19 protein-coding genes and 1 tRNA gene are annotated in these 24,138 nt (G+C 62.7%); 13 read left to right on the top strand and 7 right to left on the bottom strand.

Annotated features, from left to right (window positions below; translation table 11 throughout):
• Nucleotides 1–2: 2 nt before the first annotated feature.
• The gene (locus AC56KZ_RS02760; protein ID WP_497160601.1) at nucleotides 3–671 is read left to right on the top strand and encodes a YceH family protein; all 669 of its coding nucleotides are present in this window, start codon (nucleotides 3–5) and stop codon (nucleotides 669–671) included.
• 18 nt (nucleotides 672–689) lie between these two features.
• Here AC56KZ_RS02760 and AC56KZ_RS02755 read toward each other — a convergent pair whose 3' ends face one another.
• Genes AC56KZ_RS02755 through AC56KZ_RS02745 form a run of 3 tightly spaced genes read right to left on the bottom strand, consistent with a single transcriptional unit; the run spans nucleotide 690 to nucleotide 2,916 of the window.
• Nucleotides 690–1,682 (bottom strand): hypothetical protein, encoded by a 993-nt coding sequence (locus tag AC56KZ_RS02755; protein WP_497160600.1) that lies wholly within the window; start codon nucleotides 1,680–1,682, stop codon nucleotides 690–692.
• Nucleotides 1,679–2,551, bottom strand: coding sequence for an ABC transporter ATP-binding protein (locus AC56KZ_RS02750; RefSeq protein ID WP_497160599.1), 873 nt, complete (start codon nucleotides 2,549–2,551; stop codon nucleotides 1,679–1,681). The genes AC56KZ_RS02755 and AC56KZ_RS02750 overlap by 4 nt, the downstream gene beginning before the upstream one ends.
• Entirely contained in the window at nucleotides 2,548–2,916 is a 369-nt protein-coding gene (locus AC56KZ_RS02745; protein WP_497160598.1) for a GntR family transcriptional regulator, read from the bottom strand. Before AC56KZ_RS02745 ends, AC56KZ_RS02750 begins: the two co-directional genes overlap by 4 nt.
• Before the next feature lie 373 nt (nucleotides 2,917–3,289).
• Here AC56KZ_RS02745 and AC56KZ_RS02740 point away from each other — a divergent pair, with 373 nt between their 5' ends.
• Nucleotides 3,290–5,527 (top strand): NHL repeat-containing protein, encoded by a 2,238-nt coding sequence (locus tag AC56KZ_RS02740; protein WP_497160597.1) that lies wholly within the window; start codon nucleotides 3,290–3,292, stop codon nucleotides 5,525–5,527.
• A gap of 100 nt (nucleotides 5,528–5,627) precedes the next feature.
• On the opposite strand, the gene AC56KZ_RS02735 is transcribed toward AC56KZ_RS02740, so the two are convergent.
• Genes AC56KZ_RS02735 through AC56KZ_RS02725 form a run of 3 tightly spaced genes read right to left on the bottom strand, consistent with a single transcriptional unit; the run spans nucleotide 5,628 to nucleotide 7,546 of the window.
• Nucleotides 5,628–6,392 carry a UDP-2,3-diacylglucosamine diphosphatase gene (locus AC56KZ_RS02735; protein ID WP_497160596.1) on the bottom strand — a complete coding sequence of 255 codons (765 nt, stop codon included), beginning with the start codon at nucleotides 6,390–6,392 and terminating at the stop codon, nucleotides 5,628–5,630.
• Between the two features lie 43 nt (nucleotides 6,393–6,435).
• On the bottom strand, nucleotides 6,436–6,927 hold the full coding sequence (locus AC56KZ_RS02730) for a peptidylprolyl isomerase (protein WP_497160595.1): 492 nt from the start codon (nucleotides 6,925–6,927) through the stop codon (nucleotides 6,436–6,438).
• 37 nt (nucleotides 6,928–6,964) lie between these two features.
• A complete protein-coding gene (locus AC56KZ_RS02725; protein WP_497160594.1) occupies nucleotides 6,965–7,546 on the bottom strand; it encodes a peptidylprolyl isomerase in 582 nt (193 codons plus the stop codon).
• Between the two features lie 242 nt (nucleotides 7,547–7,788).
• Between AC56KZ_RS02725 and cysS the strand changes: the two genes are divergently transcribed.
• From cysS to AC56KZ_RS02695, 6 genes are all read left to right on the top strand, one after another.
• Nucleotides 7,789–9,183 (top strand): cysteine--tRNA ligase, encoded by a 1,395-nt coding sequence (cysS, locus tag AC56KZ_RS02720; protein ID WP_497160593.1) that lies wholly within the window; start codon nucleotides 7,789–7,791, stop codon nucleotides 9,181–9,183.
• A complete protein-coding gene (locus AC56KZ_RS02715; RefSeq protein ID WP_497160592.1) occupies nucleotides 9,183–9,866 on the top strand; it encodes a DNA-3-methyladenine glycosylase family protein in 684 nt (227 codons plus the stop codon). The genes cysS and AC56KZ_RS02715 overlap by 1 nt, the downstream gene beginning before the upstream one ends.
• Before the next feature lie 59 nt (nucleotides 9,867–9,925).
• Entirely contained in the window at nucleotides 9,926–10,903 is a 978-nt protein-coding gene (locus AC56KZ_RS02710; RefSeq protein ID WP_497160591.1) for an acetyl-CoA carboxylase carboxyltransferase subunit alpha, read from the top strand.
• Nucleotides 10,904–10,916: 13 nt separating this feature from the next.
• On the top strand, nucleotides 10,917–12,326 hold the full coding sequence (gene tilS, locus AC56KZ_RS02705) for a tRNA lysidine(34) synthetase TilS (RefSeq protein WP_497160590.1): 1,410 nt from the start codon (nucleotides 10,917–10,919) through the stop codon (nucleotides 12,324–12,326).
• 145 nt (nucleotides 12,327–12,471) lie between these two features.
• Nucleotides 12,472–13,719, top strand: a complete 1,248-nt coding sequence (locus AC56KZ_RS02700) for an aspartate kinase (protein ID WP_497160589.1) — start codon at nucleotides 12,472–12,474, stop codon at nucleotides 13,717–13,719.
• A 96-nt stretch (nucleotides 13,720–13,815) separates the two neighbouring features.
• Nucleotides 13,816–13,908 (top strand) — tRNA-Ser (locus AC56KZ_RS02695).
• 571 nt (nucleotides 13,909–14,479) lie between these two features.
• Here the strand turns inward: AC56KZ_RS02695 and AC56KZ_RS02690 are convergent.
• Entirely contained in the window at nucleotides 14,480–14,932 is a 453-nt protein-coding gene (locus AC56KZ_RS02690) for a very short patch repair endonuclease (protein WP_497160588.1), read from the bottom strand.
• A 48-nt stretch (nucleotides 14,933–14,980) separates the two neighbouring features.
• On the opposite strand from AC56KZ_RS02690, the gene AC56KZ_RS02685 reads away from it, so the two are divergent.
• The 5 genes from AC56KZ_RS02685 to mzaD all read left to right on the top strand — a co-directional run bounded on the left by AC56KZ_RS02685 (nucleotide 14,981) and on the right by mzaD (nucleotide 24,136).
• Nucleotides 14,981–16,612 (top strand): DNA cytosine methyltransferase, encoded by a 1,632-nt coding sequence (locus AC56KZ_RS02685; RefSeq protein ID WP_497160587.1) that lies wholly within the window; start codon nucleotides 14,981–14,983, stop codon nucleotides 16,610–16,612.
• Nucleotides 16,613–16,808: 196 nt separating this feature from the next.
• On the top strand, nucleotides 16,809–18,782 hold the full coding sequence (locus AC56KZ_RS02680; protein ID WP_497160586.1) for a sigma-70 family RNA polymerase sigma factor: 1,974 nt from the start codon (nucleotides 16,809–16,811) through the stop codon (nucleotides 18,780–18,782).
• Nucleotides 18,779–20,293, top strand: coding sequence for an MZA anti-phage system associated ATPase MzaB (mzaB, locus tag AC56KZ_RS02675; RefSeq protein WP_497160585.1), 1,515 nt, complete (start codon nucleotides 18,779–18,781; stop codon nucleotides 20,291–20,293). Before AC56KZ_RS02680 ends, mzaB begins: the two co-directional genes overlap by 4 nt.
• Nucleotides 20,290–23,145, top strand: a complete 2,856-nt coding sequence (locus tag AC56KZ_RS02670) for a Z1 domain-containing protein (protein WP_497160584.1) — start codon at nucleotides 20,290–20,292, stop codon at nucleotides 23,143–23,145. The genes mzaB and AC56KZ_RS02670 overlap by 4 nt, the downstream gene beginning before the upstream one ends.
• The gene (mzaD, locus tag AC56KZ_RS02665) at nucleotides 23,129–24,136 is read left to right on the top strand and encodes an MZA anti-phage system associated PD-(D/E)XK motif protein MzaD (RefSeq protein WP_497160583.1); all 1,008 of its coding nucleotides are present in this window, start codon (nucleotides 23,129–23,131) and stop codon (nucleotides 24,134–24,136) included. The genes AC56KZ_RS02670 and mzaD overlap by 17 nt, the downstream gene beginning before the upstream one ends.
• Nucleotides 24,137–24,138 lie beyond the last annotated feature (2 nt).

The raw sequence follows: 24,138 nt of genomic DNA, 5'->3' as shown, positions 1-24,138 counted from the left end.
CCATGACTGAAGAATCAAGCGGCGCCGCCGTGCTCGACCCTTTCGAGATCCGCGTGCTGGCCGTGCTGGCCGAAAAAGAAGCGCTCACGCCCGACAATTACCCGATGTCGCTGAACGCCATCGTCAACGGCTGCAACCAGCTCTCCAGCCGCGATCCGGTGATGCAGTTGTCGGAAGAGGCAGTGCAGGACACGCTGGGGCGCCTGACTGAACAACGCCTGGTGAGCGGCGTCAGCGCCGCCGGCGCGCGCGTGACCAAATACGAACACCGCATGCGCATCAAGTGGACGCTCGAGCAGGACAAGGTCGCCGTGCTCGCCGTGCTGATGCTGCGCGGCCTGCAGACGGCGGGCGAAATCCGCACCCGCAGCGGCCGCCTGCACGAATTTAAGTCGGTGGGCGATGTCGAAGCGGCGCTGCAGTTCCTGGTCGATAAATACCCGCCGCTGGTGGCGCGCCTCGAGCGTGCACCCGGCACCAAGGAGCCGCGCTACGGCCAGCTGCTCGGCGGGGAAATCTCGGTTGCACGCGACGACTCGGCCTTCGGCGCCGTCGCAAGCTCGGCTCCCGCCAGCCGCATCGGCCAGCTGGAAGCGGAAGTCGCCGCATTGCGCGGCGAACTGGAGGATCTCAAGGGGCAGTTCGAGGCTTTCCGGCAGCAATTCCAGTAAGCCCCGAACCCTGGCTAATTAGCCCTCATCACGCCAGCGGCGCATGCGGATGGCCCCGGCGATCATCGCCACGCCGGCCGCCACGCCCGCCCAGAGTGCCGGCTTGGCCAGGGTCGACCACGAGTAGCTCACCATCGGCAGCATCTCGAGGCCATACTTGCCGCGTGCCGGCAGGTCGGCGCCAGCATCCATCAGCCAGGTGCCGGGAACCAGGCCGAGCAGGATGGCTTCGAGCACGTTGTTGATGACCCAGTCGGCGTTGATCGTCAGGCCGCTCGTCATGCCCAGCAGGAAGTCGAGCCATTTCAGCAGCACCGCGGCGATCAGCGGCACGCCGACGGCCCACAGGAACACTTTCGACTTGGCCCAGCTCGACACCAGCAACAGCCAGCCGGCGGTGGGCAGCGCCCACAGCACATACACCGGCAGCATCGCCAGCAGATAGAGCGGCGCCAGGTAGAGATTGGCGTTGCTCAGCACGGCGCCGAACAGGTTGACGCCCTTGGCGCTGGCGCCGATGCCGGTCAGCAGCAGCATGATGAGCGCTACGCCGCTGGCGATAGCGATGCTGATCAGGGGCGCCGCCAGCAGCACCGTCGCCAGCTTCGACATCACCGTCGAAGTGTCCGAGATGGGCAGCGACTTCCAGAACAGGATGCTGCGGTCGCGCCGGTCGTCGTACAGCGCTCCCAGGCAGTAGAAGAAGGCCACGATCGGCAGCACCGCGAAGATCGGGGCGCCGGCCAGGATGTAGTTGTTGGCCGCCGCTTCGGCGATCTCGACGCGTTTTTCAGGTGTAACGACATCGACGATCGAGGTGTGGTGCACTTCCTTGCCATCGACGCGGATGCTGATGTTGTCGTTCGGGCCCATCTTGCCGCTGGCGACCCCGTAACCGAGCACGCCCCCGATCAACACGACCATGATCGCGGCCGCGATCAGCGGCGCCCACACAAAGCCTCCCTTGTGCTCCCAGAATTCACGGCGGAGCAGCCATTTCATCGTATTCATGCGTAGGTTCCTTTCATGGTTGCCACGAACAGGTCGGCAACGCTCGGGTTGCGCGTTTCTCCGAGTGCGGACAATTGGGCGCGCGAGACGCCGCCGGCGCGTGCCGAGTCGAACAGCATCACCGACTTGCCGAACACGGTGCGCTGGTCGAGCGGCTGCAGGGCATTGGCGGCGACCACTTTATCGGCCGCGACCATGACTTCGACATAGCGCTCGCCGACCTCATCCATCGTCGCGGCCAGCACGATGCGCCCGTCGCGGATGAACAGCAGGTCGGTCAGGATGTGCTCGACTTCCTCGACCTGGTGGGTCGTGATGATGATCGTCTTGTTCTCGTCAAAATAATCTTCCAGCAGGTTCTGGTAGAACTGCTTGCGGTAGATGATGTCGAGACCCAGGGTCGGCTCGTCGAGCACCAGCAGCTTGGCGTCGATCGCCATCACCAGCGCCAGGTGCAGCTGGACGACCATGCCTTTCGACATTTCCTTGACCTTCATGGTCGGGCTCAAACGGGTATTGGCGATGTAGCGCTCGGCGCGCTTGCGGTCGAAGCGCGGATGCACGCCAGCCACGAAGTCGATGGCGTCCATCACGCGCAGCCAGCGCGGCAGGATCGCCACGTCGGCGATGAAGCACACGTCCTGCATCAGGGCATCGCGCTGGGTACGCGGGTCGAGGCCCATCACGCGCAGGTCGCCGTCAAAAGGCACCAGGCCCAGCGCCGCTTTCAGCGTGGTGGTCTTGCCCGAGCCATTCGGCCCGATCAGGCCGACGATGCGTCCGGCCGGGATCTCGAAGTCGATGCCATCGATGGCGGTACGCTTGCCGTAATGCTTGGACAGGCCGCGGGCCGAGATGACGGCGCTCATGCTGTACCTCCTGGCTGCGGGCTGCGCAGCAATTGTTCGATGTTCAAGCCCAGCAGGCGGATACGCTCCACCATGGCCGGCCATTCCTCGCGCAGGAAACGTTCGCGCTCGCTTGCGAGCAGTTTCTCGCTTGCTCCTTCAGTGACGTACATGCCAATCCCCCTTCGTTTTTCTACTAGGTTTTCGTCGACCAGTTCCTGGTAAGCCTTGGACACGGTGATCGGGTTGAGCTGGTATTCGGCCGCAATCTGGCGGACCGAGGGCAGGGCGTCGCCGGCTTTCAGGACGCCGTCGAGCATCATGTCGATCACCCTGTCCTTGAGCTGGCGGTAAATCGGTGCGTTGTCGTTCCAGCCGATATTCATGGGTGGCCCTCCTGTCGTAGCGGTGCTGCAGCACGGTGTTGCATGTCTGGCTCCTTGTGGTGAAGTATTGCTGTGGTGTTGTAGTGAACTATAACAGCGATACTTTTACAGGCAGCCAGAAGGCGACGAACTGCAAGAAATCGGCCATGAACAGCAAAAATCCGATGCCGAGGCGAATCATAGAGGATTTTCTTGCCAGAAAACTCACCAAGGATTGCATCTGGCAATCTTCATCGCGGGCTCAGCGGCAGCAGTGCGCCGGTTCTTTCTTGCTTCATGTATAGTTGTCGAGAATATATTGTAATTTTTATATTCTTAGCACCTGAACGTAGTTAGAAAACAGCGCTGTCGCGCCGTGGACCCTGGAGAAAAAATGAATACGAAGCGAATGATGAAGCCGATGGACTATGCACTTGCCGCAGCGCTGGCTGTGCTCCTGGCAGGCTGCGGCGGCGGTGGCGGTGGCGGCGACAGTGGCTCGCCAGCGCCGACCCCACCGCCAGGTGGAGTTGCCCCGCCACCGGGCCCGGTCACCCCGCCGCCGGCAATCCAGTTCGGCCTGGGCGGCACGGTCAGCGGACTCGCGCAGGGCACGACCGTGACGCTCGCGAACGGCACTGAAACCGTTCAGGTCGCTAATAACGGCACGTTTACCTTTGGCAGCAAGCTCAACGCAGGCACCGCTTTCAATATCAAGGCAACGCCATCGGGCGGCTACACCTGCCGGGTCACTGAAGGCACCGGCGCGATCGGCACCGCCGACAGCACCAAGACGGCAGTCGCCTGCGCACCCGTGCTGCTGGCGGGCTCGATCACCGCCTTGCAGGAACCGCAGGGTGTCGCGGCCGACGCCGCCGGCAACCTGTACGTGCTCGATGGCGGCCCGCATGCCATCCTGAAGATTGCTCCTTCGGGCGCCATCAGCACCCTGGCCGGCGGTTCGGGCAGGCCAGGCCTGGTCGACGGACAGGGCGCCGCTGCGCGCTTCCGCTTCGGTTTCGCCAGCGATGTCCTGGTCGACCCGCAAGGTAACCTGTTCGTCTCGGACGACTGCAATGGCGCGATTCGCAAGGTGACGCCAGGCGGACTGGTCACGACGCTGGCCGGCAATGGTTCCACGGTCTGCAACAACGTCGCACCCGCGACGCCGACGGTCGGCGCCGATGGTACCGGCAGCGCCGCCCGCTTCGAGCGTCCGCAGCGCATGGTCTTCGATGGCGCAGGCGGGGTGATCGTGCTCGACGCCGCCGCGCGCGCCACGGTGCGCCGCGTCAGCGCCACCGGCGTCGTCACGACGACCACCTATGCCACCCCGGCAGGCCTGACTGTGTCCCCGTCGTTCTACGGCATCGCCCGCGGTAACGACGGCACCCTGTACTTCTCCGACTTCGAAAGCCGCATCTGGAAAGACGCGGGCGGTACGCTGGTGCTGCACGCGGGTGGTCCGTCCGGCTCTCCGCTCGACGGCACGGGCTCCGCGGCACGCTTCGGCGCCCTGACCGACATGGTCGTGGGCACCAATGGCGACCTGTTCGTGGGCGACGCTTCGCTGGTGCGCCGGGTCACGACTGCAGGCGTCGTTACCACGATCGCCGGCAGTTTGACGCGCGGCTTCGCCGATGGCCAGGGTGCTGCGGCAAGGTTCAGTTCGGTGCGTTCGATCGGATTCGACGGCACCAACGTGATCGTCCTCGATAACGACCAGGGCGTGCTGCGCCGGGTCAGCATGGACGGCACGGTCACCACGCTGTCGGCCACGCCTGCCCTGCGCGGCAATGTCGATGGCAGCGGCGCCGCGGCGCGCTTCAACTGGAGCAGCTCGCTGGCTGCCGATGCCGACGGTTCGCTGTACGTTGTCGATTCCATTGCCAGTATCGTGCGCAAGACGACGGCGGACGGCGTCGTGACGACCATTGCCGGCAAGGCAGGCACGGCCGGTACGACCGACGGCGCCGTGGGCGTGGCGCTGTTCAACGAGCCACGCTCGGTGGCGGCGGGACGCGACGGCTCGATCTGGGTAGCCCAGACCGCCGGCCTGCGCCGCATCCTGAACGGCAGCGTCAGCACCGTCGATGCCCAGATGGCGGCAGTCAACCTGTTCGTGGAGGCCGACGGCAATGCCATCGTCACCACCTCCAACGGCCTGGTGCAGCGCGTGACCCCGGCTGGCGCCAAAACCGACCTGGTGAACAAGGCCAGGATCGAGGCCCTGCTCGGCGCGAGCGTTGCCCGCTTCGCCCCGCAGTCGGTGGTGGCCGATGCCGCCGGTGACCTGTACATCTCCGATACGGGCACCGTGGCCGTCTACAAACTGACCAAGGCGGGCGAACTGAGCGTCTTCGCCGGCACCCCGCTGAAAGAAACCGGCGATGTCGACGGTGCGCGAGGCACGGCAACGCTCGGCTTCTATGAAGTCGAGTACATGACCATCGATGAAGCCGGCAACCTCTACCTCAGCGGCCAGGGCGGCGTGCGCAAGATCAGTCCGGCAGGTGTGGTGTCGTCGCCGGCCTTTGACTGGGGCACGCCATCGATCGGTGCTGTCGCGTATGCCAAGGGCCGCCTCTACGGCATGACCCGCTACGCCATCGTGCAGACCGATCCGAAGTAAGTTTCATGCGGCACACCTGGAGTGATCCAGGTGCCGTTCCGCCGGGTGGAGATGGCGCGTGAAAGCGCCATCTCCACCCGGCGTTTTTTTTGGCCTGCGGTCAGTCCCGGACCGGGCTGCCGTCGAGTGCGTGGCGCGTCGGCTCGCCGCGCTCGTCGATGGCGATCCAGCCACCGCGCGCCGGTTCGGCATCGAGCTCCCAGTCGGGCAGCACGTAGCGGGTCTTGTCGCCATGGCGGTGCAGGGCGGGGCGATGGGTGTGGCCATGGATCAGCAGCTCGGCGCCGGTGGCGGCAAATACCGCCTCGATGGCGCTCGGGGTGACATCCATGATCTCGCAGCTCTTGTCGGTGTGCGCTTCGCGGCTGCCTTCACGCAGCCCGGCAATGATCTGCTTGCGCTGCACCAGCGGCAGCGCCAAGAACTGCGCCTGCCAGCCTGGCTCGCGCACCATAGTGCGAAATGTCATGTAGTTGGTGTCGAGCGTGCATTCGGCGTCGCCATGCACGAGGGCGATACCGCGGCCGGCAATCCGGAGCACGTGCGGCTCGGCCAGCAGGCGCAAGCCGGCGGCGTGGGCAAAACCGGCGCCGGCGAGGAAGTCGCGGTTGCCCGCCATCCAGAATACGGCGACACCGCTGTCGGACAGCCGGCGCAGCGCCGTGATGACGCGGGCGGGGAAGGGCGCATCGATGTCGTCGTCGCCCGCCCAGTATTCGAAGATATCGCCAAGCAGATACAGCTGCTCGGCATGCGCCGCGTGCTCGGCCAGGAAGCGGAAAAAAGCCTCGGCGGTACGCGGATGGGACTCCTGCAGGTGCAGGTCGGAAATGAAGAGCGCGAGCGGGCGCGCGGGGCTGGACATGGAGCTGGTCGTGGTCTGCTGTCCCGCGCGCTTTGTCGGTAAATTAAATGACTTCGGCTTTTTCGATGATGATCGGCTCGGCCGGCACATCGGAGTGCATGCCGGAACGCGCGGTCTTCACGTTGTTGAGTTCGTCGACGAGCTCGGTGCCTTGCGTGACCTTGCCGAACACGGCATAGCCCCAGCCGTCCTGGCCAGGATAGTTCAGGAAGTCATTGTTCTTGGTGTTGATGAAGAACTGGGCCGATGCCGAGTGCGGCGCCGAGGTACGGGCCATGGCGACGGTGTACTTGTCGTTCTTCAGGCCGTTATTGCCTTCGTTCTCGACGGTCGTCTCAGTGGCCTTCTGCTTCATGCCCTGCTCGAAACCGCCGCCCTGGATCATGAAGTCCTTGATCACGCGATGGAAGATCGTGTTCGAGAAATGACCCTTGTTCACGTAGTCCAGGAAGTTGGCAACGGTCTTCGGCGCTTTTTCGGCGTCGAGTTCGATGGTGATGTTGCCCTTGTTGGTGGTCAGCAGTACGGAGGTCATAGGTGTCCTGTTCGTTAGTTGAAGAATTGTCAGACCGTTATTTTACTAGCTTCTCGCCCTTGAGCAGCGTCGCGGACTGAATCACGATCGGCGTCACCGGCACATTCTGCATGCCGCGCATGTCGTCGACCACCACCGCACGGATCTTGTCGACCGTCTCCTGGCCCTTGACCACGCGCCCGAACACGGTATAGCCGTGGCCGTCCTGGCCGGGGTAGTCGAGGCCGACATTGTCGTTGACGTTGATGAAGAACTGCGACGAGGCCGAATCCGGGTCGCTGGTGCGCGCCATCGCCAGCGTGTACGGCTTGTTCGACAGGCCGTTCTTCGATTCGCTCGGGATCGCCTTGCGCACGCCGGGTTTATCGACCAGTTTTTCGGTATAGCCGCCGCCCTGGATCATGAAGCCGTCGATCACGCGGTGGAACACGGTGCCCTTGTAGAAACCGGACTTGACGTACTGGAGGAAATTGGCCGTGCTCTTGGGCGCTTTTTCCTGGTCGAGTTCGACGACGATCTCGCCCATGCTCGTCTTCATCGCCACCTGCGGATTCTGGAAGGCGAGGGCGGTATTCGACAGACCGAGCGCCAGCAAGGCTGCGCCGAGAGCGGCAAACATGGACCGTCGGGATTGTTTTTGTGTGTGCATGGAGCGTCTCCTTGGTGGACGTGGCGCAATGCCGTGTCAAGGCTTTTGCAGAAAAATAAACCTGAGCCATATGCGGCCAGCCCGGATTTTATCAATGCTATACTTTGCGCAGAACGTCCCATTCTATCAAATAAGAACAATACAGAGCGGCAGGCGATCCCGACGCAAGGCCTGTCCGGGCATCGATCCTCCCTCTCGATTCATCACCACCAATGAGCCAATTAAAGATCTATAACACGCTGGCGCGCGAAAAGCAGGTTTTCGTCCCGATCGAGGCCGGCAAGGTCGGCATGTATGTCTGCGGCATGACCGTGTACGACTACTGCCACATCGGCCACGCGCGCATGATGATGGCATTCGACCTCATCTACCGTTGGCTCCTGGAATCCGGTTACGAGGTCAAGTACGTGCGCAACATCACGGACATCGACGACAAGATCATCAAGCGCGCGGTCGAAAACGGCGAAACGCTGTCCTCGCTGGTAACGCGTTTCACGACATTCATGGACGAAGACACGGCGGCCCTCGGCATCCTGCCGGCCAGTTTCGTGCCGCGCGCGACCGAACACGTGCCGGGCATGCTGTCGATCATCGAGCGGCTCGAGCAAAAGGGCCTGGCCTACCGCAGCGATGACGGCGACGTGAATTTCGCCGTCCGCGACTTCCCGAATTACGGCAAGCTGTCCGGCAAGTCGCTCGACGACCTGCGCGCCGGCGAGCGCGTCGATGTCAACACCGGCAAGCGCGATCCGCTCGACTTCGTGCTCTGGAAAGCAGCCAAGGAATCCGAGCCCGACGAGGCGAAATGGGACTCACGCTGGGGCCGCGGCCGTCCCGGCTGGCACATCGAATGCTCGGCCATGTCGTGCGCGCTGCTGGGCGAACACTTCGACATCCACGGCGGCGGCCAGGACCTGCAATTCCCGCACCACGAAAACGAGATCGCCCAGAGCGAAGGCGCGTTCGGCGGGCCCATGGTCAACTACTGGATCCACAACGGGTTCGTGCGCGTCGATAACGAAAAGATGTCCAAGTCCCTGGGCAATTTCTTCACGATCCGCGACGTCCTCAAGAAATACGATGCCGAAGTGGTGCGCTTCTTTATCCTGCGCGCCCACTACCGCAGCCCGCTGAATTACTCCGACGTCCATATCGACGACGCCAAGGGTGCGCTCACGCGCCTGTACACGGCGCTGGCCGGCCTCGACCTCGGCGCCGACCCGCTTGCCGTCGACTGGGACGAAGCGCATGCCCTGCGTTTGCGCGAAGCGATGGACGACGATTTCAACACCCCGCTGGCGGTGGCCGAACTGTTCGACCTGGCAAGCGAAGTCAACCGCACGAAGTCGGTCGCGAGCGCGCGTCAGCTCAAAGCCCTGGCCGGCGTGCTGGGACTGCTGCAGCGCGCGCCCCAGGACTTCCTGCAGGCAGGCGCGGGCGAGGGCGGCATGGACGAGGCTGCCATCGACGGCCTGATCGCCGAACGCGTCGCTGCCAAGAAAGCCCGCAATTTCGCCGAGGCCGACCGCATCCGTGGCGAACTCGTCGCCGCGGGGATCGTTCTGGAAGACAAACCGGACGGAACGACGAACTGGCGTCGCGCATAATGGCAGCGGAACAGGACAGCATGGGCGCAGCGGCGCCCGATATCGAGGTGCCCGCCTACTGGGCCGAAGCGAAGGAAGAGCTGATGCGGCGCGACCGCATCATGAAGCGCCTCATCCCGCAATTCGGCGACCTTTTCCTGAAAGGCCATCCAGACCCGTTCACGACGCTGGCGCGCTCGATCGTCGGCCAGCAAGTCACGGCCAAGGCGGCCGACGCGGCCTGGACCAAGCTTTGCCAGGCCTGTCCGAAAATGACCCCGAGCCAGGTCATCAAGCTGGGCGCCGAGCAGCTCGGCGCCTGCGGCCTGTCCAAGCGCAAGACCGAATACATCCTCGACCTGGCCGACCATTTCAAGGCCAAGCGCGTGCATGCCAACCTGTGGTCCGAAATGGACGACGAGGCCGTCATTGCCGAGCTGGTCCAGATCCGCGGCATCAGCCGCTGGACGGCGGAGATGTTCCTGATCTTCAACCTGCTCAGGCCCAACGTCCTGCCGCTCGACGATCCCGGCCTGATCCAGGGCATCAGTCAGAATTATTTCTCTGGTGAACCTGTTTCGCGCAGCGACGCACGCGAAGTGGCGGCCAACTGGGAACCCTGGCGCACCGTCGCCACATGGTATTTGTGGCGCAGTCTCGACCCCGTTTCCCCCTCCGGCACGACGCCGGCTACGGTAGAATAAGCCACTTCACGCCGCGTGGCCGCCTTGCGCCCAGGCTACAGAACAACTCCGGAGGTACAATGACTAAAACAACTTTCCTCAGTTTCGAGCAATCCATTGCCGAACTCGATCAGAAAATCGAAGAGCTGCGCTTCGTCCAGGACGACTCCGCCGTCGACATTTCCGAAGAGATCGATCGCCTGGACAAGAAGAGCCAGCAACTGACCAAGGACATCTACGCCAAGCTCACGCCCTGGCAGGTGTCGCAGATCGCGCGCCACCCCCAGCGTCCCTACACCATGGACTACGTGAACGCGATCTTCACCGACTTTCATGAGCTGCGCGGCGACCGTTCCTTCGCCGACGACCAGTCGATCGTCGGCGGCCTGGCGCGTTTCAATGGCCAGGCCTGCATGGTCATCGGCCACCAGAAGGGCCGCGACACGAAAGAGCGCGCGATGCGCAACTTCGGCATGCCACGGCCTGAAGGCTACCGCAAGGCCATGCGCCTGATGAAGGTGGCCGAGAAGTTCAACCTGCCGATCTTCACCTTTGTCGACACCCCGGGCGCCTTCCCCGGCATCGATGCCGAAGAGCGCGGCCAGTCCGAAGCGATCGGCCACAACCTGTACGTCATGGCCGAGCTGAAGGTGCCGCTGATCGCCACCATCATCGGCGAGGGCGGTTCGGGCGGCGCACTGGCCATTGCGGTGGGCGATGCGGTGCTGATGCTGCAGTACGCGACCTATTCGGTGATCTCGCCGGAAGGCTGCGCCTCGATCTTGTGGAAGACCTCGGAACGCGCGGCCGACGCCGCCGACGCCCTTGGTCTGACAGCGCACCGCCTGAAGGCCATGGGCGTGATCGACAAGATCATCACCGAGCCGCTCGGCGGCGCCCACCGCGACCCGAAAGGCATGGCGCAAATGCTCAAGCGCGCATTGGCCGACACGCTGCGCCAGTTCCACGGCATGAAGACCAAGGACCTGCTCGAAGCGCGTCACCAGAAGCTGATGTCCTACGGTAAGTTCAAGGAAATGACGCCAAGCGAAGAGTAAGCGAGTCCCGTCCGTGAGCCGTCCTGATGCCGGACCCGTTCCGGCTACTGTTGCGCGCGCGCTCGATGCGCTGCACGCGCGCTATTCCCCATCGACGATCGCGCTTGCCTGCAGCGGCGGCCTCGATTCGATGGTCCTGCTCGATCTCGCCTCACACTGGTGCCGCACCCACGGCGTGGCGCTGCAGGTCCTGCATGTCCACCACGGGCTGAGTCCCAACGCCGATGCCTGGCTCGGCCATGTGCAGGCGGCGGCAGGGGCGCTCGGACTGCCCTTCGCGGCGCGCCGGGTCGTGCTCGACAAGTCCGGTTCAAGCATCGAGGCGAGCGCGCGCAAGCTGCGCTACCGGGCGCTGGGCGAGCTATGCGCGGTGCATGGCGCCAGCGTCCTGCTGACCGCCCATCACCTCGACGACCAGGCCGAAACCGTGCTGCTGCAATTGCTGCGCGGCTCGGGGCCGGCCGGCCTGTCCGGCATGGACGCTGCGAACGCCGCCCCCGAACTGCTCGGCAATCCCGACCTCGTCGTCGCGCGCCCCTTGCTCAGCCTGGGGCGCGCCGCGCTCGAAGCCCATGCGCTTGGCGCCGGCCTGGCCTGGGTCGAAGACGAATCGAACAGCGACCTGCGCTTTGCCCGCAACGCCTTGCGCCACAGCGTGATGCCGGCGCTGGCGCAAGCCTTTCCCGGTTTCCAGGAGCGCTTCGCGCGCAGCGCGGCGCATGCGCAGTCGGCTCAGCGGCTGTTGACCGAACTCGCGGAAACCGACCTCGCGGCCAGCCTGGCCGACGGCGCCATCGATTGCGCGCGCCTGCGCCAGCTGGGCTATGACCGCGCCTGCAACCTGCTGCGCCACTGGTTCGCCGTGCAGGGCCTGGCGATGCCGTCGACGGCCTGGCTGACCGAATTGCATACCCAGCTGGTCGAAGCGAAGCACGACGCCCAGCTGCTGGTGACGCATCCGGCCTGCCACCTGCGCCGCTACCGCGACCGCCTGCACCTCACGCCGAAGCTGGCGGAGCTCGCCGGCATGCGCGACCCCGATGACGAAGGCATATTCGACAAGCCCGGCGAATCGTTCGTCTGGCGCGGCGAGGCGCAACTGGCTTTCCCGGCCTATGGCGGCGTCCTGCACTTCGAGCCCGCCGAAACCGGCTTCGACGCCGCCTGGCTGGCGGGCCGGCCGCTGGTAATCGACTTTCGCAAGGGCGGCGAGCGCCTGAAGCTGGCGCCGAACCGGCCCACGCGCGGGCTGAAGGCGCATTACCAGGCGGCCGGGGTTCCGGCCTGGGAACGCGGGCGCCTGCCGACCGTCAGCGCCGGGCGCGACTTGCTGTTCGCCGCCGGCCTCGGCATGGATTGCCAGCATCTCGGCGCCGCCCCGGCAGCGCTGGTTGCCCTGCGCTGGGAGTCGCAGGCAGTCTGAATCCGGCAAGTTTCCACCAATAAAACGTATTACTTTATTTGTATTCCGTATAGCTTTTTGGACTGCCTCCCTTGTGATTTTGCACTGCAACATGCTAGAGTAGGTATTCCCTTCTGATCCTCTACGAGCTGGAATCCTTCCTGTTATGGCTTTAATTGTCCACAAATACGGTGGTACGTCGATGGGCTCGACGGACCGTATCAAGAATGTCGCGGCCCGCGTCGCCAAGTGGCACGATGCAGGCTACAAGATCGTGGTGGTGCCCTCGGCCATGTCGGGCGAGACCAACCGCCTGATCGGCCTGGCCAAGGAGATCATGGCCCAGCCCGACCCGCGCGAACTGGACATGATCGCCTCGACCGGCGAGCAGGTCTCGGTCGGCCTGCTGGCCATGGCGCTGCTGGCCATCGGCAAGGACGCCGTCTCCTACACCGGCTGGCAAGTCGGCATCCGCACCGATTCCTCGTTCACCAAGGCGCGCATCCAGTCGATCGACGACTCGCGCGTGCGCGCCGACCTCGACGCGGGTAAGATCGTCATCATCACGGGCTTCCAGGGCGTCGACGAGCAGGGCAACATCTCGACCCTGGGCCGTGGCGGCTCGGATACCTCGGCCGTGGCGATTGCCGCCGCGCTCAAGGCCGACGAATGCCTGATCTACACCGACGTCGACGGCGTCTACACGACCGACCCGCGGGTGGTCGACGAAGCACGCCGCCTGGAAAAGATTACTTTTGAAGAAATGCTGGAGCTGGCATCGCTCGGCTCGAAGGTGCTGCAGACCCGCTCGGTCGAGTTTGCCGGCAATTACCAGGTGCCGACGCGCGTGCTGTCGTCGCTGACCGACCCGCGCATGCCCCTTGAAGAAGAAGCCAACTCCGGCACCCTGATTTCGTTTGAGGAAGAAACCAACATGGAACAAGCCGTCATCTCCGGTATCGCATTCACCCGTGATGAAGCCAAGATTACCGTCATCGGCGTGCCGGACAAGCCGGGCGTCGCTTTCCACATCCTGGGACCGGTGTCGGATGCCAACATCGAAGTCGACATGATCATCCAGAACCAGTCGGTCGATGGCCGCACCGACTTCACCTTCACCGTGTCGCGCAACGATTACCAGCGCGCCTTCTCCGTGCTCGAAGGCCGGCGCGACGAGCTCGGCTATACCCGCCTGCTGGGCGACGCCAAGGTCTCGAAGGTCTCCGCCGTGGGCGTCGGCATGCGCAGCCACGTCGGCGTCGCCTCGCAGATGTTCCGCACCCTGGCCGAAGAAGGCATCAACATCATGATGATCTCGACTTCCGAAATCAAGATTTCCGTCTTGATCGACGAGAAATACATGGAGCTGGCTGTTCGTGCCCTCCATAAAGCTTTTGACTTGGAAAAGGCATAACTTTTTCGAACTTTTTGGCCGTCCCGCCTTGACCAATCCGGCACCGGCCATTAAGATGCTTGCACTCATCGCTAGCGAGACTTGCTGGAGTTGACTGGAGACGTGGCCGAGTGGCCGAAGGCACATCCCTGCTAAGGATGCATACGGCTTATACCTGTATCGTGGGTTCGAATCCCACCGTCTCCGCCAAGTTTTAGAGAAAAAGCCCCGTAATTGGGGCTTTTTTTTGTCCTTAGAAGGTATACCCCCCAAAACACCCTTCAAAGAAGGATTTGCCGTGAAGACTGTGCATTACGGTAGGTGCTGGTCCTTCGTTTAGGCGCAACCGAAGGCGGGGCATAGCTTCGACAAAGTGTCCACCTGGTCGGCACCCAGCATACGAACAGCTTCAATTCTGATGGCCTGTTGGCCTGTTGGCCTGTTGGCCTGTTGGGCTGGTGGACGTTGTTCGGATCCTGCAATATCCCAATCAGGAAGCGTGAAGGAAGCGTGTGCCGAGCCTCCCATGCGCCTTCAGCTGTTCCTCTGGGACGCACGACATCGCTTCGGCAAGGCGGGGTATTCCGCAGTACCCATGTGCGGATGCGCAAAGCGATGGAAGGCGGAGCTAGTAATGCCGTCGCCATGTTCCTCAGCACGAAATCCATGAGTACAGTGAGCAGCCTGAGCGCAGCTGGACCGATCTGCTTCAACTGCTCAAGCAACAGGACGATGGCAGCTTCGATAAGTTGGCCTTTTCGTGTCCGTTGGCGCTATGTTCTCATCCGGTCAACGTCGGTGCTGGCACGCCGTTCCGCATCTTCGACAAGACAATCTCGTCGTGCAACCGCTCCAACCTTTCCTGTGCAGCTCCGCGCAGTTCGCACTCCCAAACCACGATCACGCGCCAGCCTGCCGTTTCCAGTTCTGCCTGCTTGCGGGCGTCTCTTTCCATGTTGGCTCTAAATTTCTGGTCCCAGCGTTGGACGTTCGATGCTGGCGTTGTGGCATATCGGCAACCCGGGTGCCGATGCCAGAAACAACCATGGACGAAAATCGCGGTTCGATACTTCGGCAGGACAATATCAGGGGATCCGGGCAGAGCACGAGTATGCAGTCGATAGCGAAAACCCTCCGCATGAAGGTATTTTCTAACCGTCATTTCGGGTTTCGTATTCTTGGATCGGATCCCTGACATCATTCTCGACCGGGTGGCGGAATCGACTACATCCATTTTTCCTGGTATCCTATGCCCCCACGCAAGTTTTTACGTTAGGTCAAGTTGCTCATCGAACCGCAGTCTATTTTCACGGATCATATTCCCATCGTTGACCTGTTCGCCGGGCCAGGCGGTCTCGGCGAGGGGTTTTCGTCGGTAGAGGATGATCCCTTCAGGATAATTGTATCGGCAGAAATGACTTCCTCTGCGCGCAATACGCTGCGCCTGAGAGCTTTCTATCGCCTGCTCAAGCGACGGGGTGGAAATGCGCTCGATTCCTACTATCGTTTCTGTAACGGCGACTCCAGCGTGCCCTACGATGACACGAACCGGGACGCATGGGAGGAGTCAGGGGACGAAGCGCGCCAGCTCGAACTCGGAAAGGCAGCCGACAACGAAGAGCTGGACAAGCGGATTTCCGCGCACGGGCTGGGCCCCGATACTCACTGGGTACTGATCGGAGGGCCACCTTGCCAAGCGTATTCACTCGTTGGGCGCGCACGCAACAAGGGGAAGATCGAGTATCGGGCTGAGGACGATCACCGTCATTTTCTCTACAAGGAATACCTGCGGATCATTCAGAAATATCGTCCCGCAGTATTCGTGATGGAGAATGTGAAAGGGATTCTGACGGCCACAGTTGGCGGGAAAAAAATTTTCCAGACAATCCTTGAAGATCTCTCGGACCCGGACAAGGCAATGCACATGGCGGCGTCGGGAAGCGGGTACCGCATTCATTCGCTCACGTGCGCCACCAGTTTTTCTGCCAAGGACGGGCCGCGCAAGATCGACGTACACGATTTCGTCATCAAGGCCGAGCAGCACGGGATTCCGCAGGCGCGTCATCGTGTGATTCTCATTGGTGTTCGCGACGACATCGGTCTCGGGAGTCCCGGGCAGATCAAGAAGCAGAGCGAGATCACTGTCGAGCGGGTCATCGGTTCATTGCCGAAACTGCGCAGCCGGCTCAGCAAGGAACCCGACTCGAGCGAAGCGTGGGGCGATCTCGTGGCGAATCATTTTGGCGAGATGGCGCACGAGGTGAGGGCGAATCAGTCTCAGGTCCGGTTGCGGGAGGTGCTCCAAGAGGTATCCGCCAGCGTTCCGCGGGGGCTCGGCACAGGCAGCAATCAGCTTCGCAAGCTGGGGCCTGACGAGGACGATCCGGCGTTGCTCGATGGCTGGTACCACGATCCGCGCCTTGCGGTCTGGCTGAACCATGATACGCGGGGTCATATGCGGGCTGACCTGCGTCGTTATGCATACGCGGCGGCATTTGCCGACGCCTTCGGCTGGTCGCCCAAGGGGCATGGGGAGTTTTCCCTGCAGGGCTTGAGGCCCAACCATGAAAACTGGGAGACAGGGAAGTTCTCTGACCGTTTCCGGGTGCAGCTGCGAGGCCGGCCCGCGACGACAGTGACTAGTCACATATCCAAGGACGGCCACTACTTCATCCATTACGACCCGAAACAATGCCGAAGCCTCACCGTGCGAGAGGCAGCCAGGTTGCAGACCTTCCCGGACAATTACTTTTTCCAAGGGAACAGAACCGAGCAGTTTCATCAAGTTGGAAATGCTGTGCCTCCGCTACTCGCGAAAAAAATCGGAGATATCGTAATTGCCCTGTTGCGAGGTGCGGATGCAGGGATCAGTGCGCCGGCGCAGCAGGATTTCTGGGCCCAGGCACCTGAATAGAAAAGCAGACGGGGCAGGTAGAAATTTTTTGCTGCAAAGATACTTCCGTGACCATTGGTGAGTTTTGATGGCTAAAAATAAGTGATAATAAAAGGAAATAGATTACTGTTCACTTGAAACGAATCATGGCCTGCCATCACCACCGAGGGATTCGTCTCTGTCCCCTGTTCCTGCCGTTGAAAGCCCTGCTGCAGTGATGCCGGCCGAAAAAAAGCTCAGTCCGCTTTTCCGGCTTGCACTCAAGTCGGGAGCGATAGAAGCGATTTCACTTCACGTCCAGCGAGGCGAGTCGCTCGATGGTCGCGACGCCTCCGGACTCACGCCGCTCATGATCTCGGCGATTCACGATCACCATGAATCATGCGCCAGGCTCCTCGCTCTAGGTGCGAACCCGTCGCTGCTCAGTGCAGGCGGCAGAACTGTGATCGAACTGGCGCGAGATCATGGTCACCTCACGCTTGCTGCGTTCCTCGCGCCGGCTGCCCCGGCCGAAGTGGGCATCGACCAGCTCGAATCCGCCGAAGATCTGCACGGATGGGCTGCTGAAGAATCCCTCAGCCCGCCTGCTCACGACGCAAGCTGCGTGTCCGCGGCTAGGGAAGTGCAGCGGCGGATTTCCGAACATCGCAGGATCAGCAGCGAGACTGACTGGTCGGCCATCGAATTCGACTTGCCCGAAGTCCGCGCCGCCCAGCCCCCGCCCGAGCGCGATGATCTGGCTGTCGTTGGAAGCATCATCGCCTCGGGGCTGCGGGACGGCTATGTCGCGGACGGCAATATATGGCGAGCGATCGAAACCGACTTCGGCCCCGAAATCGAGCGCGCACGTGAGATCGTCGAGCGAATACTCGACGATCTGGGCATCCTGATTGAAACCGAAAGCATAGTGCTCGCTCCGGCACGTCCGGACCATGACGGCGACGAGCTTGCCGAAGCACTCGATGTTCTGCATGCATCTCTGGCCGAACCGTTAGAGCCGCTTCATGCATACATCGCCGACGCGCGCACCTACGATCTCATCAAGCGCGAGGACGAGGAGCGCTTGGGTCGGCAGATGGACAGTGCCCTGGGTACGCTGGCCCGCGCTCTTGCTTCGCTTCCGGAAGGCGACTGGCTCCGATTTTCTTCTCAGGCTGCAGCCGAGGAAGATGGCGCAGTCAAGGGACCGGAGAAGGGCGATGAGCCCGCCGAAAGCGAGGAGTCGGCGGAAGATGACGTACAAATCGTGGACGCCGACGCAGTGCTGGGCGACTTCTTCTCTTACGTGCAGCTCCTTCGTGAAGGGGCACCGGAAAATGGCCGTGATGCTGCCGTGCCACGGCCGGCCTCTGCGGATCTGACGAGCGTTCTCGATACCGCTACGCAGCTCGACGAGGCGCTAGTCCGACTCGTGGCATCATCGATTGCCGATTACGAGGCAGCACGCGATCGCTTGGTGACCGCCAATCTGCGCCTTGCGATGTCGCTGGCACACAAGTATCGCTACAGCGGTCTGCCATTGGCGGACCTGATACAGGAAGCGAACATTGGTCTCATGCGTGCGGCCGAGCGCTACGATTTTCGGCGCGGCTTCAAGTTTTCCACTTACGCGACTTGGTGGATACGCCAAGGGATCAGCCGGAGTGTACAGGACACCTCGCGCACGATTCGCGTGCCGGTTCACCACGGCGAGAAGCTCAATCAGATCAATCGTGCCCGCCGCGAACTCGAATACGGCCGCACGGATGAAGTTCGCCCTGAAGAGATTGCCAGCCACCTTTCCATGTCGCTGCGACAGGTAGTGCAGGTCATGCGTTTCGACACCGAAGTGATTTCGCTGGAAGAGTGCGGACAAGGTCTGCAACCAGGCACGGATGCCTTGAACATTATCGATCCGGTTGCCGATCCGGTGCGCACATCCTGTGACCGCAGTCTGAGAAGTGCCATCGATCGCATGCTCGCCGAACTCGACGAGCGAGGGCGTGACGTGATCATGGCGCGCTTCGGCTTCGATGGCGGCGACGGAAAGACCCTCGAGGAGGTCGGGCAGCAGTTCGATGTCACGCGTGAGCGGATCCGGCAGATCGAGGCAAAAATCATGACCAAGTTCCGGCACACGTCACGCACCCAAGTGCTCGCCCCCTACGCGCCCATCCATATCCGGATGGCGAAGTCACAGGAAAAAGAATGAAGAACACTGGATTCCGGCATGCGCCGCCGCGCGCGGTCGCCATGATCGAAGCGCTGCGCGGACTCGGCTACAGCACCGCTACTGCGCTGGCCGACATCATTGACAACAGCATCGCTGCGGGAGCCCGCAACGTCGATCTGAGCTTCGACTGGAACGGACGGGCGAGCACGATCCGCATCGAGGACGACGGCCGCGGCATGAGTGCTGCGGAACTGGATCGCGCCATGCGGCTTGGCGAAAAGAATCCGCTTGATCGCCGAGACGAGAACGATCTGGGCAGGTTCGGATTGGGGCTGAAGACGGCTTCCTTTTCCCAGTGCCGCCGCCTCACCGTCGCATCGGTCGGCTCGGACGGACTACAGTGCCTGCGCTGGGATCTCGACGTGCTGGCAGCCAGCGAGGGCGACGGCTGGCATCTGCTGGAAGGACCCGATGACAGCGCAGTCAAGCTTGTGGACGAGTTCGGCAGCCGTGCGCATGGAACTCTGGTGCTGTGGGAAATTCTGGACCGCATCGTAACCGACAGCTTTGGAGAGCAAGACTTCCTCGACCTGATCGATCGCGTCGAGCGGCACCTGGCGATGGTGTTTCACCGTTACCTCGAGGGCACGCGCCTACGTCTGCGATTGCGCATCGCCGGCAAGGGCATTGCGCCATGGGACCCCTTCCTAGCGGGGCATCCGGCCAAGCCTTGGCATTCGCCGCCAGCATCCTGCCCTGGCATGCAGGGAGTGGAAGTGGAGTGTCACGTCCTGCCCCACAAGGACCGGCTTACGCCGAAAGAATACGAATCCGCCCAAGGGCCGGACGGCTGGACGGCGCAGCAGGGATTCTATGTCTACCGCAATGAGCGTCTGCTCGTCGCCGGAAGCTGGCTCGGACTGGGACAGGGTCGCGGCTGGACCAAGGACGAAGCGCACCGACTCGCCCGTATCCGTCTCGACATCCCCAACTCGGCCGATGCGGCGTGGAAGATTGACATTCGCAAGTCGACCGCAAGGCCGCCGGTGGAGGTGCGCGCCTGGCTGGCCAGACTGGCGGACGAAACGCGCAGCCGCGCGCGCAAGGCCTTTGCCCTGCGCGGCCAGGCGCCACGCGCGCGAAACGGCGAGGAGGTCAGCCAGGTGTGGCGATCGCAGCACTTCACCGGCGGCATGCGCTACCGAATCGACATCGAGCACCCGGCCGTGCGCGCTGTGCTCGACGATGCACGTGCCTGGGCGCCTCAGGTGAGGGCGATGTTGCGCGTGATTGAGGAAACCGTTCCGGTTCAGCGCATCTGGCTCGATACGGCCGAAAACCGCGAGACACCGCGCACGAGCTTCTCCGGTGAGCCACCGGCAGCTGTCACCGACGTGCTGATGGTCATGTACCGCAACATGGTAGTGCTCAAGGGGATGTCGCCGGCCTTGGCCCGCAGCCGTCTTCTGTTGTCCGAGCCATTTCATAATTATCCCGAACTGGTGGCCTCGTTGCCCGACCAGCCTCCCGAACCGGAAAAGAAACAATGACGTCACAAGGCGAAGCCAACAAGGCAAGCGTTATCAAGATCGTGCAGGAGTTGCTGTTCGACGAACCCGACAAGGGGGCAATCACGCCCGCGCTCATTGCCGAGAAAATCGCGCTGGCGCTCATGCTGAAACCGGCCTGGAGCCAGGACCTCGATCGCGACGCAGTGTCCGACGAGCTGATCCGCCGGTTCAGCGTGTGGCGCAGCCAGGACAGCTCGCTCGAGAACACGGTAGGGCACGTGGCCTGGCTGACGCCCGAGCGCAAGAAGGACTGGCGCTATTGGCAGCGTTATCGCGAGTTGCAGGAACCCCGCATGCCATGGACGGCCATTGACGGTCTAGACAAGTCATCGGATCGCATCTTGGCGATGCTGGAAGACCCGAAACGCAAGGGGCCTTGGGACCGCCGTGGCCTCGTCGTCGGTCACGTCCAGTCGGGGAAGACAGGGAATTACACGGGTCTCATCTGCAAGGCAGCGGATGCCGGCTACAAGATCGTCATCGTCCTCGCTGGCATGCACAACAATCTGCGCACGCAGACGCAGATGCGGCTCGACGAGGGCTTTCTCGGATTCGAGACCAACCCGTCGGCGGAAGGCATGCGGCAGATCGGTGTGGGCATCATCGACCAAGATCCTTCGATCCGGCCGAACTACGCCACCAACCGGACTGAACGCGGCGACTTCATTGCCAGCAACATAAAGAACCTCGGCGTCACGCCCGAGGCGCTTCCATGGCTGTTCGTCGTCAAGAAGAACAAGACAGTGCTGGCGAGGCTCCTGCGCTGGATCCAGACGCATGTTGCCGACGCGGTCGAGCCGGAAACCGGACGGAAGGTCGTCACGCATCTTCCGCTCCTGATCATCGACGACGAGGCAGATCATGCCTCGGTCGATACGGGCGAACAATTTTTCGATGCCGACGGCAAGGCCGACGAGGACCACCAGCCGACCGCCATCAATGGACTCATCCGGCGGATACTGCACGCCTTCCAACGCAAGGCCTATGTCGGTTACACCGCGACGCCGTTTGCCAACATTTTCATTCACGAACGCGCAGAAACTGCGGAGGCGGGTCCCGACCTGTTCCCGGCCGCCTTCATTCACAACCTCGGCTCGCCTTCCAACTACGTCGGCCCGGCGCGTGTGTTCGGCCTCCACAACGGAGAGAAGCGCCATGGCAGCCTGCCGCTGGTGCGCGAGGTCAGCGACCATTGCAGCGGAGACGGACGGTCGGGCTGGATGCCGGCAGGGCACAAGAGTACCCATGTGCCGCACCATGCGGACGACAGCGCGCTGCCAGCCTCCCTGCGCGAGGCCATCGACGCGTTCGTACTGTCGTGCGCCGCGCGTCACGTGCGCGGACAGAAGGCACAGCACAGCTCGATGCTGATTCACGTCACGCGCTTCAATGCAGTACAGCTCGAAGTGCACGCGCGCGTCGAACATTATGTGCGCTCGATCGACCAGCGCCTGTCACGACGAATCGGCCATCAGCAGATTCTCGACCGGCTTGCCGAACTGTGGACAGCCGACTTCGAGCCAACCACGGCAGAGTTGGCGGAAAAAGTGCCCGACCTGGGGCCGTTCTCATCGGCCTCCTGGGGGGAAATCGCGGAGGTATTGCCGTTCGTGGTCAGCGAGATCAGTGTCCGGGTCATCAACGGCACGGCCGGCGACGTGCTGGACTACGCTGATACTGCGGATGGCCTCAAGGTTATTGCGATCGGCGGCGACAAGCTCGCACGGGGTTTGACACTGGAAGGGCTGTGCACGAGCTACTTCCTGCGTGCCTCGCGGATGTACGACACCCTCATGCAGATGGGGCGCTGGTTCGGCTACCGACCGGGCTACCTCGATCTGTGCCGGCTCTACACGACGCCCGACCTGATTGAATGGTTCGAGCACATTGCCGACGCATCCGAGGAATTGCGCGACGAGTTCGACATGATGGTGGAGAGTGGCGGCACGCCGCGCGACTACGGCCTGAAGGTGGTGTCGCACCCGGTGCTGATGGTTACCTCGCGCCTGAAGATGCGCTCGGCCAAAAGCCTGTTCCTGTCCTTCAGCGGCCACGTCATCGAAACTGTGGCGCTGCATCGGCAGCAGCGACAGCTCGAAGCGAATTTCGAGGCGTTCAACGAATTGGTCGCCGCAATGGGTGAGGGCAGGCAGGATCCCGTACAGCCACGCCCAGGCACTCCCGACCGCTGGAACGGCGTCATTTGGGAGAAGGTGCGGCATGAATACGTCACCGACTTCCTCGGCGCCTATGCCACGCATCCGGAGGCCATGAAGGCCAACAGCCTCCTGCTGCGCGATTTCATCGTCCGGATGGTTAGAGAGAACGAGCTGACCGAATGGACCGTGGCGGTAATTGGCGGCGGGAAGACGGAAAACCCTGTCAGCGTCGCCGGTGTCCCTGTTCAGAGGGCGAAGCGCTCAGCGAAGTCGCATACCGTGGACCGTCAGTCGATCGGACGGCTGCTGTCGCCGAAGGACGAGGGCATCGATCTCGGCATCGAGGACTGGGAAGCCGCCTTGGCCGAGACGCGCAGGATATGGAAGGAGGATCCGGCCCGGCTCAAGAACCAGACGGAACCCGAAGTGCCGAGCGGTCCTCTCCTGCGGCGAGTGCGCGGCCAAGGCGCTCTTGGCGTGCCGGCCCACCCCGAGCGCGGCGTGCTGCTCGTCTATCTGCTTGACGTCGAAGGAATCGAAGGCGAACCGGCCGCGCGTGCGGCGCCGGTCGTCGCGTTCGGTATCAGCTTCCCAGGAAGCAGTTCCGGCGCTAGGGTCGAGTACAAGGTCAACAACGTGCTGTGGGAACAGGAATATGGCGCCGCTGATTAACGAAGAGATCGCAACTGCCTGGCGCGCGCTTGCAAGCGAAGCCAGAGCCGGCGAGGGCTGGCGCAGCATCGCCGTTTCGGGACTCTCCGGAGCACGCCTTCAGGCAGCGCGCAGATTCCCGGAAAACTGCGAAGCGCTCCTCGTCGGCTTCAGCTCGGTCGCGCTACCGGCGCCGTCGCTGCTTCCGGCAGGAGCGGGCTTTCGCGTCGAGCGCGTTACGCCGGGACTTCCGGGCGAATGGCTCGGGCTGGTCCGTCAGGAAGAAGGAGGTCACGAACTATTTGCGAGAATGGTGACCGACGTCGTGGCTGCGATGGCGGCGAGCGACATGCTAGCGCACCAGCGCCAGGTGCAGGTCTTCTTGGGCCGCATCCGCGCATGGCAGCAGTTCATGAGCAGAAGTTCGGGAGCGCTGAGCGCCGAAGCCGAGCTGGGGCTGAGTGGCGAGCTGGTCTGCCTCGAACGCATGATGGCCGCAGGCCTGGACTCGTATGCCGCAGTCGAAGGCTGGCGCGGCCCGCTCGATGGCCTTCAGGATTTCGAGATCGGCACCGGGGCGATCGAGGTGAAGAGCACCCTGGCTCATAACGGCTTCCCGGTCACCATCATGTCGCTCGAGCAGCTCGACGATGCGATTCGTCAGCCGCTGTTCCTGTACGGTTGCCGTTTCGCTCTCGCACCGGACGGTCTGACGCTTCCCGCCAGGATCGAAACGATGCGTAGTGCGCTTACTGGCGACCCCGCAGCGGCGGCGCTGTTCGAGAGCGCGCTGCTTCATGCCGGTTTCGTCGACGCGCACGCCGAACACTACACTCGCTACTTGGCGGTGGCCGAGGGACGATTCCTCTATGTCGACGAGCGCTTCCCGCGCCTTGTCGCGGCGAACGTGCCCGTCGCCATCCGCCACGTTTGCTATGAAATCGATCTGGACCAGGCCGATGTGGCTGAGGCCACGATCGAGCATGTCCTCAATCTCACCGGAGCCATCTGAGA

This window comes from Telluria sp. LT2P34 (assembly GCF_059685915.1).
This window is presented reverse-complemented; position numbering and strand designations above follow the sequence as displayed.

What these genes read in the sequence shown, in the direction of transcription:
- AC56KZ_RS02760 (WP_497160601.1), top strand. Translation starts at nt 3, where the DNA reads ATGACTGAAGAATCAAGCGGCGCCGCCGTGCTCGACCCTTTCGAGATC.
- AC56KZ_RS02755 (WP_497160600.1), bottom strand. Translation starts at nt 1,682, where the DNA reads ATGAATACGATGAAATGGCTGCTCCGCCGTGAATTCTGGGAGCACAAG.
- AC56KZ_RS02750 (WP_497160599.1), bottom strand. Translation starts at nt 2,551, where the DNA reads ATGAGCGCCGTCATCTCGGCCCGCGGCCTGTCCAAGCATTACGGCAAG.
- AC56KZ_RS02745 (WP_497160598.1), bottom strand. Translation starts at nt 2,916, where the DNA reads ATGAATATCGGCTGGAACGACAACGCACCGATTTACCGCCAGCTCAAG.
- AC56KZ_RS02740 (WP_497160597.1), top strand. Translation starts at nt 3,290, where the DNA reads ATGAATACGAAGCGAATGATGAAGCCGATGGACTATGCACTTGCCGCA.
- AC56KZ_RS02735 (WP_497160596.1), bottom strand. Translation starts at nt 6,392, where the DNA reads ATGTCCAGCCCCGCGCGCCCGCTCGCGCTCTTCATTTCCGACCTGCAC.
- AC56KZ_RS02730 (WP_497160595.1), bottom strand. Translation starts at nt 6,927, where the DNA reads ATGACCTCCGTACTGCTGACCACCAACAAGGGCAACATCACCATCGAA.
- AC56KZ_RS02725 (WP_497160594.1), bottom strand. Translation starts at nt 7,546, where the DNA reads ATGTTTGCCGCTCTCGGCGCAGCCTTGCTGGCGCTCGGTCTGTCGAAT.
- cysS (WP_497160593.1), top strand. Translation starts at nt 7,789, where the DNA reads ATGAGCCAATTAAAGATCTATAACACGCTGGCGCGCGAAAAGCAGGTT.
- AC56KZ_RS02715 (WP_497160592.1), top strand. Translation starts at nt 9,183, where the DNA reads ATGGCAGCGGAACAGGACAGCATGGGCGCAGCGGCGCCCGATATCGAG.
- AC56KZ_RS02710 (WP_497160591.1), top strand. Translation starts at nt 9,926, where the DNA reads ATGACTAAAACAACTTTCCTCAGTTTCGAGCAATCCATTGCCGAACTC.
- AC56KZ_RS02700 (WP_497160589.1), top strand. Translation starts at nt 12,472, where the DNA reads ATGGCTTTAATTGTCCACAAATACGGTGGTACGTCGATGGGCTCGACG.
- AC56KZ_RS02690 (WP_497160588.1), bottom strand. Translation starts at nt 14,932, where the DNA reads ATGGATGTAGTCGATTCCGCCACCCGGTCGAGAATGATGTCAGGGATC.
- AC56KZ_RS02680 (WP_497160586.1), top strand. Translation starts at nt 16,809, where the DNA reads ATGCCGGCCGAAAAAAAGCTCAGTCCGCTTTTCCGGCTTGCACTCAAG.
- mzaB (WP_497160585.1), top strand. Translation starts at nt 18,779, where the DNA reads ATGAAGAACACTGGATTCCGGCATGCGCCGCCGCGCGCGGTCGCCATG.
- AC56KZ_RS02670 (WP_497160584.1), top strand. Translation starts at nt 20,290, where the DNA reads ATGACGTCACAAGGCGAAGCCAACAAGGCAAGCGTTATCAAGATCGTG.
- mzaD (WP_497160583.1), top strand. Translation starts at nt 23,129, where the DNA reads ATGGCGCCGCTGATTAACGAAGAGATCGCAACTGCCTGGCGCGCGCTT.